The organism is Pseudomonas sp. NPDC089401 (assembly GCF_044749485.1).
Lineage (GTDB): Bacteria > Pseudomonadota > Gammaproteobacteria > Pseudomonadales > Pseudomonadaceae > Aquipseudomonas.
In genome coordinates this window covers 1-15,146 of the sequence record NZ_JBIVIA010000008.1, presented here as the reverse complement: position 1 = coordinate 15,146, position 15,146 = coordinate 1, and the positions used below count along the sequence as shown (strand labels likewise).

General features: G+C 64.0%; 14 protein-coding genes. 12 read left to right on the top strand and 2 right to left on the bottom strand.

Going from position 1 to position 15,146, the window contains the following annotated elements; genetic code table 11:
* Nucleotides 1-22 precede the first annotated feature (22 nt).
* Genes ACIP21_RS18250 through ACIP21_RS18240 form a run of 3 tightly spaced genes read left to right on the top strand, consistent with a single transcriptional unit; the run spans nucleotide 23 to nucleotide 2,673 of the window.
* Nucleotides 23-1,006 (top strand): FecCD family ABC transporter permease, encoded by a 984-nt coding sequence (locus ACIP21_RS18250; RefSeq protein ID WP_400690909.1) that lies wholly within the window; start codon nucleotides 23-25, stop codon nucleotides 1,004-1,006.
* A complete protein-coding gene (locus ACIP21_RS18245) occupies nucleotides 1,006-1,773 on the top strand; it encodes a heme ABC transporter ATP-binding protein (RefSeq protein ID WP_400690273.1) in 768 nt (255 codons plus the stop codon). Before ACIP21_RS18250 ends, ACIP21_RS18245 begins: the two co-directional genes overlap by 1 nt.
* Before the next feature lie 12 nt (nucleotides 1,774-1,785).
* A complete protein-coding gene (locus ACIP21_RS18240; RefSeq protein ID WP_400690271.1) occupies nucleotides 1,786-2,673 on the top strand; it encodes a ChaN family lipoprotein in 888 nt (295 codons plus the stop codon).
* Between the two features lie 175 nt (nucleotides 2,674-2,848).
* Here the strand turns inward: ACIP21_RS18240 and ACIP21_RS18235 are convergent, their stop codons facing one another.
* Both ACIP21_RS18235 and ACIP21_RS18230 read right to left on the bottom strand, forming a co-directional pair.
* A complete protein-coding gene (locus ACIP21_RS18235; protein ID WP_400690268.1) occupies nucleotides 2,849-3,130 on the bottom strand; it encodes a TfoX/Sxy family protein in 282 nt (93 codons plus the stop codon).
* A 186-nt stretch (nucleotides 3,131-3,316) separates the two neighbouring features.
* On the bottom strand, nucleotides 3,317-4,879 hold the full coding sequence (locus ACIP21_RS18230) for an AAA family ATPase (protein ID WP_400690266.1): 1,563 nt from the start codon (nucleotides 4,877-4,879) through the stop codon (nucleotides 3,317-3,319).
* A gap of 117 nt (nucleotides 4,880-4,996) precedes the next feature.
* Between ACIP21_RS18230 and mrcB the strand changes: the two genes are divergently transcribed.
* The 9 genes from mrcB (at nucleotide 4,997) to msrQ (ending at nucleotide 14,857) form a co-directional block, all read left to right on the top strand.
* Nucleotides 4,997-7,318: a penicillin-binding protein 1B gene (mrcB, locus tag ACIP21_RS18225; protein WP_400690263.1), complete on the top strand. Its 2,322-nt coding sequence runs from the start codon at nucleotides 4,997-4,999 to the stop codon at nucleotides 7,316-7,318.
* 29 nt (nucleotides 7,319-7,347) lie between these two features.
* Nucleotides 7,348-8,121, top strand: a complete 774-nt coding sequence (locus ACIP21_RS18220) for a tetratricopeptide repeat protein (RefSeq protein WP_400690261.1) — start codon at nucleotides 7,348-7,350, stop codon at nucleotides 8,119-8,121.
* Nucleotides 8,121-8,453 carry a YqcC family protein gene (locus tag ACIP21_RS18215; protein WP_400690258.1) on the top strand — a complete coding sequence of 111 codons (333 nt, stop codon included), beginning with the start codon at nucleotides 8,121-8,123 and terminating at the stop codon, nucleotides 8,451-8,453. The genes ACIP21_RS18220 and ACIP21_RS18215 overlap by 1 nt, the downstream gene beginning before the upstream one ends.
* A gap of 408 nt (nucleotides 8,454-8,861) precedes the next feature.
* On the top strand, nucleotides 8,862-10,586 hold the full coding sequence (locus ACIP21_RS18210; RefSeq protein ID WP_400690255.1) for an acetolactate synthase 3 large subunit: 1,725 nt from the start codon (nucleotides 8,862-8,864) through the stop codon (nucleotides 10,584-10,586).
* A gap of 1 nt (nucleotide 10,587) precedes the next feature.
* A complete protein-coding gene (gene ilvN, locus ACIP21_RS18205) occupies nucleotides 10,588-11,079 on the top strand; it encodes an acetolactate synthase small subunit (protein WP_003250040.1) in 492 nt (163 codons plus the stop codon).
* 55 nt (nucleotides 11,080-11,134) lie between these two features.
* On the top strand, nucleotides 11,135-12,151 hold the full coding sequence (gene ilvC / locus ACIP21_RS18200; protein ID WP_056795202.1) for a ketol-acid reductoisomerase: 1,017 nt from the start codon (nucleotides 11,135-11,137) through the stop codon (nucleotides 12,149-12,151).
* 150 nt (nucleotides 12,152-12,301) lie between these two features.
* The gene (gene pssA / locus ACIP21_RS18195; protein ID WP_400690252.1) at nucleotides 12,302-13,153 is read left to right on the top strand and encodes a CDP-diacylglycerol--serine O-phosphatidyltransferase; all 852 of its coding nucleotides are present in this window, start codon (nucleotides 12,302-12,304) and stop codon (nucleotides 13,151-13,153) included.
* Nucleotides 13,154-13,232: 79 nt separating this feature from the next.
* Nucleotides 13,233-14,246 carry a protein-methionine-sulfoxide reductase catalytic subunit MsrP gene (gene msrP, locus ACIP21_RS18190; RefSeq protein ID WP_400690251.1) on the top strand — a complete coding sequence of 338 codons (1,014 nt, stop codon included), beginning with the start codon at nucleotides 13,233-13,235 and terminating at the stop codon, nucleotides 14,244-14,246.
* Nucleotides 14,246-14,857: a protein-methionine-sulfoxide reductase heme-binding subunit MsrQ gene (msrQ, locus tag ACIP21_RS18185; protein ID WP_400690250.1), complete on the top strand. Its 612-nt coding sequence runs from the start codon at nucleotides 14,246-14,248 to the stop codon at nucleotides 14,855-14,857. The genes msrP and msrQ overlap by 1 nt, the downstream gene beginning before the upstream one ends.
* Nucleotides 14,858-15,146: the final 289 nt, after the last annotated feature.

The window sequence follows — 15,146 nt, the reverse complement described above, 5'->3', positions numbered from 1 at the left end:
CACCAGCCTGACCTTGCTCTGCCTGTTGGCGATCTGGCTGTCGCTGGCCCTGGGGCCGGTCAGCCTGCCGTTGTTCGATACCTTGCGCGCCGGCCTGCGCCTGCTCGGGCTGCCCATCGCCGGCGACGGGCTGGAGCAGGCCGAGATGATCCTCGGGCAGATCCGCTTGCCGCGCACGCTGCTCGGCCTGGCCGTGGGAGCGGTGCTGGCGTTGTCCGGCGTGGCCATGCAGGGCCTGTTCCGCAACCCGCTTGCCGACCCGGGCCTGGTGGGGGTCGCCGCCGGCGCGGCGATGGGCGCGGCGGTGGCCATCGTCGGCGGCAGTTGGCTCGGCGGCCTGCCGGATGCGCTGGCGCCTTACCTGTTGTCGCTGTGCGCCTTCATCGGCGGGCTGGGGGTGACCGCGCTGGTCTATCGCCTGGGGCGGCGCGACGGCCAGACCAACGTTGCCACGATGCTGCTGGCCGGCGTGGCAATGACCGCGCTGGGCGGCGCTGCCGTGGGGCTGTTTTCCTACCTGGCCGACGATGCCACCCTGCGCACGCTGACCTTCTGGAACCTGGGCAGCCTCAATGGTGCCAGCTACGAGCGGCTGTGGCCGTTGCTGCTGATTGCCGCCGGTGTGGCGGTGTGGCTGCCTCGCCGTGCCCAGGCATTGAACGCCTTGCTGCTGGGCGAGTCGGAGGCGCGCCACCTGGGTGTCGATGTGGAACGGCTCAAGCGCGAGCTGGTGTTGTGCACGGCGCTGGGCGTCGGCGCGGCAGTGGCAGCGGCCGGGCTGATCGGCTTCATCGGCCTGGTGGTGCCGCACCTGGTGCGCCTGCTGGCGGGGCCCGATCACCGGGTGGTATTGCCTGCCTCGTTGCTCGCCGGGGGTGTGCTCATGCTCCTGGCCGATCTCGCCGCGCGGCTGCTGCTGGCGCCTGCCGAACTGCCGATCGGCATCGTTACCGCCTTTATCGGCGCGCCGTTTTTCCTGGTCTTGCTGATACGAGGGCGCAGCTGATGTTGCAAGTCGAAGGCCTGCACCTGCGCCGCGGTGACAATGACGTGCTGCAGGACATCCACCTGCAGTTGAACCCGGGGCAGGTCGTGGGTGTGCTTGGCCCCAACGGGGCCGGCAAGAGCAGCCTGTTGGGCGTGCTCTGTGGCGAGCTGACGCCGCAACGCGGCCAGGTGCGGCTGCAGGGGCGGGCGCTGGCCGACTGGGCCGGGCCGGAACGCGCCAGGCGCCTGGCGGTGCTGCCCCAGGCGTCTACCCTGGGGTTCTCGTTCCGGGTCGAGGAAGTGGTGGCCATGGGGCGCATGCCCCATGGCACCGGGCAGCAGCGCGACGCGCAGATCGTCGAGGCGGCATTGCGCGCGGCGGATGCCTGGCATCTGGTCGCGCGCAGCTACCTGGCGTTGTCCGGCGGCGAGCGCCAGCGCGTGCACCTGGCCCGCGTGCTGGCCCAGCTCTGGCCCGGCGAACAGGGCACCACGCTGCTGCTCGACGAGCCGACCTCGGCGCTCGACCCGTTGCACCAGCACACCACCCTGCAAGCCGTGCGCAGTTTCGCCGACCGTGGCGCCGCGGTGCTGGTGATCCTGCATGACCTGAACCTGGCGGCGCGCTACTGTGACCGCATCCTGCTGCTCGAACGTGGCCGCAGCCATGCCCAGGCCACGCCAGAGGAAGTGCTCACGCCGGCCGCACTCAAGGCTGTTTTCGGTATCGACGTGCTGGTGCAACCCCACCCGGAACGGGGGCACCCGCTGATCATCACTCGCTAGGAGGCTCTGCCCATGCGTCATCCACTACCGACCGGCGCGCTGTTGTGCCTGTTGCTGGCGCTGGGCGGTTGCCAGGCCAGCCTGCCGCCGTTGCCAGCCTGGCAGTCCAGCGAAGGGCGGGATGATGCCGAGCTTGGGCAGATCCGTGACCTGGCCAGTGCCGAGGTGATCAGCCCGGCGCAATTGGTCCAGCGCCTGGCGGGTGCGCCACGGGTGCTGGTTGGCGAGAAGCACGACAACCCCGACCACCACGCCCTGCAATTGTGGCTGATGCGCGCCTTGCAGGCCCGCAGGGCCCAGGGCAGCCTGCTGCTGGAAATGCTCCAGCCCGAGCAGCAGGCACGGGTCGATGCCCTCGCCGGGCAGGCACGATTGCCCGAGGACCTGCCCAAGGCGCTGGCCTGGGAGGATGGCTGGGACTGGCAGTTGTATGGGCCGATCGTGCGTGAGGCGTTGCAGCGCCACGTGCCGCTGCTGGCCGCCAACCTGTCGCCCGCTGAAATGCGCCAGGCCTACCGACAGCCGACGCCGTTGTCGGGCACGCAGTCGAATGCGCCCGCCGTGCAGGCGGCACTGCTCGAACAGGTGAAGCAGGGGCATTGCGGCCTGCTCCCGGAAAGCCAGCTGCCGGCGATGCTTGCGGTTCAGCAACAGCGCGACCGACGCATCGCCGAACGTCTGCTGGCCGCGCCGCAGCCGGCCTTGCTGCTGGCCGGGGCGTACCATGCCCGCAAGGACCTGGGCGTGCCGTTGCATCTGATCGACCTGGGGGCGCAGGGGGCGAGCAAAGTACTGCTGCTGGCCGAGGTCGGTGAGCAGGTCGAGCCCGGGATGGCCGACTATGTCTGGTACACGGCGGCGATGCCGGAGCAGGATTACTGCGCGCAATTGCGCATGTAGTTTTCAACAGGCAAAAAAAAGACCCGGCAAAGTGCCGGGTCAATAACCGTGATTAGCCTGATGAGGAGATAATCTGAGAGTCCGAACCAGGGAGCTCTTAGCTTATCCAACCAGTCTCGCGACCAGTTGTGATAATCATAACGATTCTCATTTCGGCGTCAATCCCCCAGGTGCATTAATTTCCATTTTTTTTCTGCGCAGGGCTTTTGGCATCGAGTTGCTGGTTGAGCGCTTCCTTGCGTTCGGCCGGCAGGTCGTTCCAGTGCATGTCCAGCAGGGCGCCCTCGATGGCGTACAGCAACACCTTCGAGGCCCGGAACCCTCGTGTCTTCACGGCCTGGTAGGCACCCACCGCGCCCAGCCGGCGCAGGTCCGATGCACTGTGGATACCGGCCGCATGCAACCACTGCGCGGAGGTCTTGCCAAGATTCTTCAGATGCTGCAATTCATCGTTCATCGAGCCTCCTTGCGATGGCTGAACGGGTCGTGGGGATAAATCGCGAGCAGGGGCAGAGAGGAGTGTAGCGGGGGTTCGGGATTGCGCGGCCTTTTGCCACCGGGGGCGACGAGCTGCCCGCTCCCACAAGGTTCTCTGTGGCAGCGGGCTTGCCCGCGAAGGGGCCGGTAAAAGGCTACGGTCGAGTTACAGCCCTGGCAGACGCTGGCGAATCTGCTCGATCACCTGGTTCATGCTGCCAGCATCCTGGGTATCGACGCCGGTGCTTTGCGCCAGTTCATCGGCACCCAGGGGCTCACGGCTGGCCTGCTGAGCCTTGACCACTTCCAGAGTGGCGTCCGATGGGTCGTCGTTCTCGGCCTGGCGCTGTTCCAGCCAGCTGGCGATCACCGCATCTGGGGCGTGGCAGTCGAGGATCAGGAACGGCACGCCGGTCTCGCTGGCCACGGCCGCCGCCGCCTGGCGCTGTTCGGCCTTGAGGTAGGTGGCGTCGAGCACGACCGGGAAGCCGGCGCGCAGGATGGTTGCGGCCAGGGCGTGCAGGCGCTGGTAGGTCGCGGTGCTGGCGTCCTGGTCGTAGATGCCGCTGGCCAGTTGGCCTGCCGCCTGCGGCTGCTGCTCGCCGAACAGGCGCTTGCGCTCTACGTCCGAACGCACGCGCACGGCGCCCAGGGCCTCGACCAGGCGCATGGCCACGTGGCTCTTGCCCACGGCCGAGACGCCGTGGGTGATGGCCAGCAGGCGCGAAGGGATGGCGCTGTAGCTCTCGGCCAGGTTGGCGTAGTTGCGGTAGGTTCGCAGGGTGGTGGCACGCTGCACGCCATCGGCGTTGGCCGGCATGCTGAACAGGGCGACCTTGGCCCGCACCAGGGCGCGGTAGGCCTTGTAGAAGTTCAGCAGTTCGAGGCCGGCGTAGTCGCCGGTCAGTTCCAGGTACTGGCTGACGAAACGCCGGGCCAGGCACTTCAGGCCACGGTCTTCCAGGTCCATGGCCAGGAAGCCGACGTCGGCGTAGACGTCGGTAAGGCGGAACGGTTCGTTGAACTCGATGCAGTCGAAGATCACCACCTTGCCGTCGATCAGCGTGGCGTTGCCCAGGTGGATGTCACCGTGGCACTCGCGGATGAAACCTTCGGCCTTGCGCGCGTCCAGCAAGCCGTGCAGGCGCTTGAAGCTGTCCTGGGCCCACGCCTGCAGGTTGTCCAGTTGCTGCAGGTCGGCCTTGTCGCTGAGGAACGGGCGAATCTGCTCGAAGTTCTGCTCCACCGGCGCCATGACGCTGTCCGGAGTGCCCAGCGGGTGCTCGACCGGCACTTTCGGCGCCTGCAGGTGGAATTCGGCAATCTGCCGGGCCATCTGGTCGATGTGTCCTGCATTGAGCTCGCCATTGGCCTGCAGGGTGCTGAGCATCTGGTTCTGGGGGAACTGGCGCATCTTCAGCACGTACTCGATCGCTTCGCCGTCACCGCCGATCTGCGGGGCTTCGGCGCTGCCGGTGATCGGCAGCACGTCCAGGTACAGGCCTTCGGTCAGGCGCTGGTTCAGGCGCAATTCTTCGTTACAGAAATGCTGGCGCTGGTCCAGGCCGGTGAAATCGAGGAAGCCGAAGTTCATCGGCTTCTTGACCTTGTAGGCGTACTCGCCGGTGAGCAGGACCCAGGAGATGTGCGTCTCGATGAGCTGGAACCTGTCCACGGGATGAGGGTACAGGGCAGGGTTCTGCAACGCGTTGATCAGGGCTTGGCTCACGGGAAATCCTTCCGGCGCTAGGGAATTCGAAAGCGCCATTATGGTCAATGGTGCCGCCCCTGCCTACCGCCAGAGGGCGCCTGCCTACCCTTTATAAAGTGCGTATAATCCGCCGCCATGACTCGAACCCGAAATTCCCGCACCCCTCAGAAACGCCCGACCGGCCGCTCGCGCGCCTGGCTGGGCTGGGCCTTGAAGCTCAGCCTGGTCGGCCTGGTGATCGTCGCCGGCTTCGCGGTTTACCTCGATGCCATCGTCCAGGAGAAGTTCTCCGGCAAGCGCTGGACCATCCCGGCCAAGGTGTATGCCCGGCCGCTGGAGCTGTTCAGTGGGCAGAAACTGAGCAAGAACGACTTCCTCACCGAACTCGATGCCCTGGGCTATCGCCGTGAAAGTGCGGCCAACGGGCCGGGCGCGGCGGCGGTCAACGGCAACACCGTCGACCTCAATACCCGCGGCTTCCAGTTCTACGAGGGCATGGAGCCGGCGCAGTTCGTGCGCGTGCGCTTCTCCGGCGACTTCGTCGCGGACCTGGCCGGTGCCAACGGCAAGAAGCTCGACGTGGTGCGCCTCGAACCGCTGATGATTGGCGGCATCTACCCGAAAAACCTCGAAGACCGCATCCTGATCAAGATCGACCAGGTGCCGCCGTACCTGCTGGAAACCCTGGTGGCCACCGAGGACCGCGATTTCTACCATCACTTCGGCGTGTCGCCCAAGTCCATCGCCCGGGCCATGTACGTCAACACCTCGTCCGGCTCGATGCGCCAGGGCGGCAGTACCTTGACCCAGCAGCTGGTGAAGAACTTCTACCTGACCAGCGAACGCAGCCTCAGCCGCAAGCTGACCGAAGCGATGATGGCCTTGCTGCTGGAAATGCACTACGACAAGCGCGAAATCCTCGAGGCCTACCTCAACGAGGTGTTCATCGGCCAGGATGGCCAGCGCGCGGTACACGGTTTCGGCCTGGCCAGCCAGTTCTTCTTCAGCCAGCCGCTGTCGGAGCTCAAGCTGCACCAGATCGCCTTGCTGGTAGGCATGGTCAAGGGCCCGTCCTACTACAACCCGCGTCGCTATCCCGAGCGCGCCCTGGCCCGCCGCAACCTGGTCCTCGACCTGGTGGCCGAGCAGGGCGTGGCGACCCAGGCCGAAGTCGACGCGGCGAAGAAGATGCCACTGGGCGTGACCAAGCGCGGCAGCCTGGCCGACAGCTCGTTCCCGGCCTTCCTCGACCTGGTCAAGCGCCAGCTGCGCCAGGACTACCGCGACGAGGACTTGACCGAAGAGGGCCTGCGCATCTTCACCAGTTTCGACCCGATCCTGCAGATGAAGGCCGAAACCTCCATGGCCGAGACCTTCAAGCGCCTGGCTGGGCGCAAAGGTGCCGACGAGGTGGAATCGGCAATGGTCGTGACCAACCCGGAAACCGGCGAGGTGCAGGCCCTGATCGGCAGCCGCCAGTCCGGCTTTGCCGGCTTCAACCGCGCCATCGACGCGGTGCGGCCGATTGGCTCGCTGGTCAAGCCGGCGGTCTACCTGACCGCGCTGGAGCAGCCGAGCAAGTACACCCTGACCACCTGGGTGCAGGACGAGCCGTTCTCGGTCAAGGGCGCTGACGGCCAGGTCTGGCGTCCGCAGAACTACGACCGGCGTCCGCACGGCACCATCTACCTGTACCAGGGCCTGGCCAACTCGCTGAACCTGTCGACCGCCAAGCTCGGCCTGGAAGTGGGCGTGCCGAACGTCATCAAGACCATCGGCCGGCTCGGCGTCAACGTCGACTGGCCTGCCTTCCCGGCGATGCTGCTCGGCGCTGGCGGGATGTCGCCGATGCAGGTCGCGACCATGTACCAGACCATCGCCAACGGCGGCTTCAACACGCCCATGCGCGGCATCCGCAGCGTACTCACCGCCGAAGGCGAGCCGCTCAAGCGCTACCCGTTCCAGATCCAGCAGACCTTCGACCCGGGTTCGATCTACCTGGTGCAGAACGCCATGCAGCGGGTGATGCGCGAAGGTACCGGGCGCTCGGTCTACAACGTGCTACCCAGTTCGTTGACCCTGGCGGGCAAGACCGGCACCAGCAACGACTCGCGCGACAGCTGGTTCTCCGGCTTCAGCCAGGACCTGCTGGCCGTGGTGTGGATGGGGCGTGACGACAACGGCAAGACGCCGTTCACCGGTGCCACCGGTGCCCTGCAGGTATGGACCAGCTTCATGAAGAAAGCCGACCCGCTGCCGCTGGACATGCCGCAGCCGGACAACGTCGTGCAGGCCTGGATCGACCCTTACAGCGGCAAAGGTTCCGACAGCAGCTGTCCGGGTGCCGTGCAGATGCCGTATATTCGCGGCAGCGAACCGCCTGCCGGAGCAACCTGCGGTGGCGAGCAGAATCCGGCAGAATCGGTCATGGACTGGGTCAAGGGCTGGATGAACTGAGCCCTGAGCAGCATTGATGAGGTGTGAATTTGAATAAGTGGCTGTTTCCTGCCGTGACGGCGCTGGTGGTGCTCCAGGGCTGCTCCAGCGTCCAGCGCGGCAACATTCCGGTGGTGGACTCGAGCACCCGGGTATCCAACAGTGAGCGCGTCCAGGCCAACCGTTCGGCGGCGGGCATGGGCAACGGCACCTCGCAGGCACAGTCGCTGCCCGAGGATTCCGGCGTGACCGTGATGATTCCGCAAGGCGCGGGTGCCAGCGGCATCCAGACCTTCCCGGCGAACAACGGCGCGGCACCGATCAGCACCGGCCCGATCACCCCGGGCCCGGTCAGTTCGGCACCGATGACCACCAACCCCAACCCGATCGCCGACGAACCGTTCGATATCGCCTCGATGAACAGCGCGCCAGCTGCCACCAGCGCACCGACCGGCATTCCACGCAGCGGTGCAGCGGGTGGCCTGTCGGCCGACGAGCAGCTCGACGGGCCGGTGCTGGCGCTGTTGACCACCGCCCAGTCGCAGCAGGGCAGCGGTGACTTCAATGGCGCCGCCTCCAGCCTGGAGCGTGCCCAGCGAATCGCGCCGCGTGAGCCGCAGGTGCTGTTCCGTCTGGCCCAGGTGCGCCTGTCGCAAGGCGACGCCGCCCAGGCCGAGCAGCTGGCGCGCCGCGCGCTGACCTACGCCAACGGCCGTCCAGACCTGCAGGCCGAGTTGTGGAACACCATCGCCCAGGCCCGCGAGAAGCAGGGTGACAGCGCAGGTGCCGCACTGGCACGGCAGAAAGCGCGGGTCAGCTCCTGATGGTCGAGCAACGTATCCTCGATATCGCCGACCACCTGCTGCTCATCGAGCGTGAGCTGCAGGTGCAGGGCTGGTGGGACGCCGAGCCGCCGAGCGACGAAGCGCTGGCCAGCACGGTGCCGTTCGCGGTCGATACCCTGAGCTTCGAGCAGTGGTTGCAGTGGATCTTCCTGCCACGCATGAAGATCATCATCGAGCTCGGCCAGCCGTTGCCGAATGCCTCGAGCATCTTGGTGATGGCAGAAACCGTGTTTACCGATCGGCCGGAGCAAAGTCGCGAGCTGCGCCGACTGTTGGCAGCTTTCGATCGATTGATCGCTCCTTCCGCCTGATTTCTTCAGTTTTTCCGTCAAGGGCCGCAGATTGTGGCCCTTTTTTGTGGAAATCTTATTTTTTCTGCTGCTGACTCGGTTTTTAGTGGTGGATCGAATTCATCTTCGGGAAAATTTGGCAATAATTTTTCTTGACTTGTCGGCGCCAAATCACAAGAATCCAGATTCCGCTGTAGAGGGACTGCCAGAAGCAGACCCGCTAGGCAGATCATGAGGCGCACACCCGCGCCGACCTGTTACACCCCGCAACGCGTTACCTCGCGCTGGGTGGGAAAACCCCGCAACACTCTGGGGTGCTCCCAATACTTGCTCAGTCAGTGCTGACGTTCGCTCATGCTCTGCTTGGCAGTAAACCTATTAAGACCCGTCCTGTGAGGGCGGTATTCTGGCGTTTTAGAGGTGAACAACGTGGAGCTTTTATCTGGCGCTGAGATGGTCGTCCGCTTCTTGCGTGACGAAGGCGTTAAGCACATCTACGGGTACCCTGGTGGTGCTCTCCTGCATGTTTACGACGCACTGTTCAAAGAACCGGAAGTGGAACACATCCTGGTTCGTCACGAGCAGGCGGCAACCCATATGGCGGACGGCTACGCCCGCGCCACCGGCAAGGCCGGTGTGGTGCTGGTGACCTCCGGCCCGGGCGCGACCAATGCCATCACCGGCATCGCCACCGCCTACATGGACTCGATCCCGATGGTCATCCTGTCCGGCCAGGTGCCTAGCACCATGGTGGGTACCGATGCCTTCCAGGAAACCGACATGATCGGTATCTCGCGGCCGATCGTGAAGCACAGCTTCATGATCAAGAACCCGACCGAGATCCCTGAAGTACTCAAGAAAGCCTTCTACCTGGCGCAATCCGGTCGCCCAGGCCCGGTCGTGGTCGACATTCCAAAAGATATGACCAACCCGGCCGAGAAGTTCGAGTACGTCTACCCGAAAAAGGTCAAGCTGCGCTCCTACAGCCCGGCTGTGCGTGGTCACTCCGGCCAGATCCGCAAGGCTGCCGAGATGCTCCTGGCCGCCAAGCGCCCGATCGTCTACGCCGGTGGCGGCGTGATCCTCGGCGGTGGCTCCGAAGCCCTGACCGAAATCGCCAAGTCGCTGAACCTGCCGGTCACCAACACCCTGATGGGCCTGGGTGGCTTCCCGGGTACCGACCGCCAGTTCCTCGGCATGCTCGGCATGCACGGCAGCTTCACCGCCAACATGGCCATGCACAACGCCGACGTGATCTTTGCCGTCGGTGCGCGTTTCGACGACCGCGTGGTCAACGGCCCGGCCAAGTTCTGCCCGAATGCCAAGATCATCCACGTCGACATCGACCCGGCGTCGATCTCGAAGATGATCAAGGCCGACGTGCCGATCGTCGGCCCGGTCGACAGCGTGCTCGGCGAAATGCTCGGCATCCTCAAGGAAATCGGCGAGCAGCCTGACAAGGTGGCGCTGGATGCCTGGTGGAAGCAGATCGACGAATGGCGTGGCAATGGCGAACTGTTCCCTTACGACAAGGGCGACGGCAACGTCATCAAGCCGCAGAAAGTCATCGAGACCCTGTGCGAAGTGACCAATGGCGATGCCTTCGTCACCTCCGACGTCGGTCAGCACCAGATGTTCGCGGCGCAGTACTACCGCTTCAACAAGCCGAACCGCTGGATCAACTCCGGTGGCCTGGGCACCATGGGCTTCGGCTTCCCGGCGGCGATGGGCGTCAAGCTCAACTTCCCGGACCAGGACGTGGCCTGCGTGACCGGCGAAGGCAGCATCCAGATGAACATCCAGGAGCTGTCCACCTGCATGCAGTACGGCCTGCCGGTGAAGATCGTCAACCTGAACAACGGTGTGCTGGGCATGGTCCGCCAGTGGCAGGACATGGCCTACAACGGTCGTCACTCGCACTCGTACGTCGAATCGCTGCCTGACTTCATCAAGCTGGCCGAGGCCTATGGCCATGTGGGCATCCGCATCACCAGCCTGAAGGACCTCAAGCCGAAGCTGGAGGAAGCGTTTGCGATGAAGGATCGCCTGGTGTTCATCGACATCGCGGTCGACCGCAGCGAGCACGTCTATCCGATGCAGATCAAGGATGGCTCGATGCGTGACATGTGGCTGAGCAAGACGGAGCGTACCTGATATGCGGCACATCATCTCCCTGCTGCTGGAAAACGAACCGGGTGCTCTGTCCCGTGTGGTCGGCCTGTTTTCCCAGCGCAACTACAACATTGAAAGCCTGACCGTGGCGCCGACCGAAGACCCGACCCTGTCGCGTCTGACGCTGACCACCGTTGGCCATGACGAAGTGATCGAACAGATCACCAAGAACCTGAACAAGCTGGTCGAAGTGGTGAAACTCGTCGACCTGTCGGAGAGCGCTCACATCGAGCGTGAACTGATGCTGGTCAAGGTCAAGGCCACCGGTGCCCAGCGCGCCGAGATCAAGCGCACCACGGACATCTTCCGTGGCCAGATCGTCGACGTGACCGCCAGCGTGTACACCGTGCAGCTGAGCGGCACCAGCGACAAACTGGACAGCTTCATCCAGGCGATCGGCACCGCATCGATTCTCGAAACCGTGCGCAGCGGCGTTACCGGCATTGCCCGTGGCGACAAAGTGCTCAGCATCTAAATTCAAAAATTAGCGATGGCTCCGCAGGGGCCGAGATATAACCAGGGGTATTTTCATGAAAGTTTTCTACGATAAAGACTGCGACCTTTCCATCATCCAGGGCAAGAAAGTCGCCATCATCGGTTATGGCTCCCAAGGCCACGCCCAGGCGTGCAACCTGAAGGACTCCGGTGTAGACGTTACCGTCGGTCTGCGTAAAGGTTCGGCTACCGTTGCCAAGGCTGAAGCCCACGGCCTGAAAGTGGCCGACGTGGCCACCGCCGTCGCAGCCGCCGACCTGGTCATGATCCTGACCCCGGACGAGTTCCAGGGCGCACTGTACAAGAACGAAATCGAGCCGAACATCAAGAAGGGCGCTACCCTGGCCTTCTCCCACGGCTTCTCGATCCACTACAACCAGGTGGTTCCACGTGCCGACCTGGACGTGATCATGATCGCGCCGAAGGCCCCGGGCCACACCGTTCGCTCCGAGTTCGTCAAGGGCGGCGGCATCCCTGACCTGATCGCCATCTACCAGGACGCTTCGGGCAACGCCAAGAACGTCGCCCTGTCCTACGCCGCTGGCGTTGGTGGCGGCCGTACCGGCATCATCGAAACCACCTTCAAGGACGAGACCGAAACCGACCTGTTCGGTGAGCAGGCCGTTCTGTGCGGCGGTACCGTCGAGCTGGTCAAAGCCGGTTTCGAAACCCTGGTCGAAGCTGGCTACGCGCCAGAAATGGCCTACTTCGAGTGCCTGCACGAGCTGAAGCTGATCGTTGACCTCATGTACGAAGGCGGTATCGCCAACATGAACTACTCGATCTCCAACAACGCCGAGTACGGTGAGTACGTCACCGGTCCGGAAGTCATCAACGAAGAATCCCGCAAGGCCATGCGCAACGCTCTGAAGCGCATCCAGGACGGCGAGTACGCGAAGATGTTCATCTCCGAAGGCGCTACCAACTACCCATCGATGACCGCCAAGCGTCGCAACAACGCTTCCCACGGCATCGAGATCATTGGCGAGCAGCTGCGCTCGATGATGCCTTGGATCTCGGCGAACAAGATCGTCGACAAAGCCAAGAACTAAGTAGCATCGCAACATGAAAAACGCGGCTTCGGCCGCGTTTTTTCGTTCTGGCGGCGTGCTTCTGGTATAAAGCAGACCAGTGGCCCGCCGTCAGAACCTGTTTCGCGGGCCCGTGTCGAACATATTCCACCCTGTTGCAAGGTACCCTCCATGAGCGAACGTCCCGAAGAGCCGAACAAGGCCTCCGACGCCGAAAGCCTGCTACCTGTCGATGAGCATGTCGAAGAAGGGCATGACGCCGAAGGCCGCAAGGTGCGCCACCGCGGCATCTACCTGTTGCCCAACCTGTTCACCACCGCCAACCTGTTTGCCGGCTTCTATTCCATCATCAACTCGATGAGCGCGCAGAGCGCCCTGAGTGCCGGTGACCCGCGCGAGGCGAGCAAGTACTTCGCCTTTGCCGCCATCGCCATCTTCGTCGCCATGGTGCTCGATGGCCTGGATGGCCGGGTGGCGCGCATGACCAACACCCAGAGCGCCTTCGGTGCCGAATACGACTCGCTGTCGGACATGGTCGCCTTTGGTGTGGCCCCGGCCTTGCTGGCCTTCGGCTGGGCACTGGGGGACATGGGCAAGGTCGGCTGGATGGTCGCCTTCATTTATGTAGCCGGTGCGGCACTGCGCCTGGCGCGCTTCAACACCCAGGTCGGCACTGCCGACAAGCGCTACTTCATCGGCCTGGCCAGCCCGGCAGCCGCGGGCGTGGTGGCCGGTACCGTGTGGGCGTTCAGCGACTACGGCATCCAGGGCTCCAAGCTGTCGTTCCTGGTGGCGCTGCTGGTGGCGGCCGCGGGCATGCTGATGGTCAGCAACATCAAGTACAACAGCTTCAAGGAGCTGGACCTCAAGGGCCGCGTCCCCTTCGTGGCGATCCTGGCGGTGGTGCTGGTGTTCGCCGTGGTGTTCAGCGACCCGCCGCGCATCCTGCTGCTGATCTTCCTCGCCTATGCGGCCTCGGGCCCGATCCAGTTCCTGCTGCGGGCACGTCGGCGCAAAGCGTGAAAATCGCTTAACGCTGGAATAACCCTCCGGCTCCATAGTCTTACTGGTACATCCGTTTTCCAGTGCTATGGAGCCGTCCATGCTCATCAAGCTTCCCAGGTCATCCGACTGCAAGGCAGCGGAGATCACCCCCGAAAGTATCTACCTTTCCCGTCGGACCCTGCTGGGTGGCTCGCTGGCCGGCCTGGCCCTGGGCGCGTTGCCAGGCCGCGTGGGCGCGGCTGAGGTTTCGCGTTACGCCGATGTGGCCCCGGGCGCCGCGCCAGGTTGGTTCAGCGACAAGCTCGCTGCCACCCAGTGGCAGGCGGTGACGGTCAAGGACGAGGCGATCACGCCGTTCAAGGACGCTACCCACTACAACAACTTCTATGAGTTCGGGCCCGACAAGGGCGACCCGGCGGCCAATGGCGACAGCCTGAAGACCGAGCCGTGGTCGGTGGTGATCGATGGCGAGGTGGGCAAGCCGGGGCGCTATGCGCTGGAAGACTTCGTCAAGCCCTACCAGCTCGAGGAGCGTATCTACCGGCTGCGCTGTGTCGAGGCCTGGTCGATGGTCATCCCTTGGCTGGGCTTTCCCCTGGCGCAGATACTCAAGCAGGTCGAGCCGACGTCGAAGGCGCGCTACGTGCGTTTCGAGACCTTGAAGGACCCGCAGCACATGCCGGGGCAGCGTTCGGGGTTCGCCCTGATCGGCTGGCCTTATAGAGAAGGGTTGCGCCTGGACGAGGCGATGCACCCCTTGGCCATCCTGGCGGTTGGCATGTATGGGCGAGAGTTGCCCAACCAGAACGGCGCGCCGCTGCGGTTGGTCGTACCGTGGAAGTACGGCTTCAAGAGCATCAAGTCGATCGTGCGCATCAGCCTGGTGGCCGAGCAGCCCGGCACCACCTGGGAAGGCCTGGCGCCTACCGAGTATGGCTTCTACGCCAACGTCAATCCGAACGTCGACCATCCGCGTTGGAGCCAGGCGCGCGAGCGGCGCTTGCCCAGTGGGTTGTTCAGTCCGAATGTGCGGGAGACGCAGATGTTCAATGGCTACGCTGATGAGGTGGCGTCTCTGTATACCGGTCTCGATCTGCGGAAGAACTATTGATGCGCTATCCCTGGTTTCGGCTTGCCATCTTTATAGTGGGGTGTCTGTTTCCCGCGTGGTGGCTGTATGAAGCGGCGATGAACCTGCTGGGGCCGGACCCTGGGAAGATCATCATGGATCGGCTCGGGCTTGGGGCGCTGACCTTTCTGCTGGTGACCCTGGGCATGACGCCGCTGCAGAAGCTGACGGGGTGGTCGGGCTGGATCGTGGTCCGGCGGCAGCTGGGGTTGTGGGTGTTTGCCTATATCGTGTTGCACATTCTGGCTTACCTGTTCTTCATTCTCGGGCTGGACTGGGGGCAACTGGCGGTGGAGTTGCGCAAACGGCCCTACATTATTGTGGGTGCGCTCGGGTTTCTCGGGTTGCTGGTGCTGGCGATCACCTCGAACCGGTATAGCCAGCGGCGGCTTGGGGTGCGATGGAAGAAGCTGCACAAGCTGGTTTACGTCGTGCTTGGCTTGGGGTTGCTGCATTTCCTTTGGATCGTGCGCTCGGATCTGCGGGAATGGGCTATCTATGCCGTTATTGGTGCTGCGTTGATGTTGTTGCGGGTACCTGCGGTTGCGCGGGTGTTGCCCCGGTTGGCCAGGAGGCAGGGTAGGGCGGTTTGAGGGGGCGGGGGGCCTGTCTTTGTATCGGGTTGGTTTTGAGAGGTGTTCGCCTCAACCCTTTTGGCGCCTGTGAGATCGAGCGCCGCCCGCGCGGCGCTTCGCGGGTAAACCCGCTCCCACATTTGTTGCAACGTGCCGAACCTGCCAGGCCATGGTTGCCTGCCTTGGCGCAAGTCTTGAGCCATGTGGGGCGCCATCAATGCCCACCGCGATATCCAGTCATGCCAACAAGGCTGACAACCATGCCCTCACAGACATGGCCACGTTGCAACAAATGTGGGAGCGGGTT

Bases quoted from the DNA above. Each gene is read 5' to 3' on its own strand.
- ACIP21_RS18245 (WP_400690273.1), top strand. From the start codon at position 1,006: ATGTTGCAAGTCGAAGGCCTGCACCTGCGCCGCGGTGACAATGACGTG.
- ACIP21_RS18240 (WP_400690271.1), top strand. From the start codon at position 1,786: ATGCGTCATCCACTACCGACCGGCGCGCTGTTGTGCCTGTTGCTGGCG.
- ACIP21_RS18235 (WP_400690268.1), bottom strand. From the start codon at position 3,130: ATGAACGATGAATTGCAGCATCTGAAGAATCTTGGCAAGACCTCCGCG.
- mrcB (WP_400690263.1), top strand. From the start codon at position 4,997: ATGACTCGAACCCGAAATTCCCGCACCCCTCAGAAACGCCCGACCGGC.
- ACIP21_RS18215 (WP_400690258.1), top strand. From the start codon at position 8,121: ATGGTCGAGCAACGTATCCTCGATATCGCCGACCACCTGCTGCTCATC.
- ilvN (WP_003250040.1), top strand. From the start codon at position 10,588: ATGCGGCACATCATCTCCCTGCTGCTGGAAAACGAACCGGGTGCTCTG.
- ilvC (WP_056795202.1), top strand. From the start codon at position 11,135: ATGAAAGTTTTCTACGATAAAGACTGCGACCTTTCCATCATCCAGGGC.
- pssA (WP_400690252.1), top strand. From the start codon at position 12,302: ATGAGCGAACGTCCCGAAGAGCCGAACAAGGCCTCCGACGCCGAAAGC.
- msrP (WP_400690251.1), top strand. From the start codon at position 13,233: ATGCTCATCAAGCTTCCCAGGTCATCCGACTGCAAGGCAGCGGAGATC.
- msrQ (WP_400690250.1), top strand. From the start codon at position 14,246: ATGCGCTATCCCTGGTTTCGGCTTGCCATCTTTATAGTGGGGTGTCTG.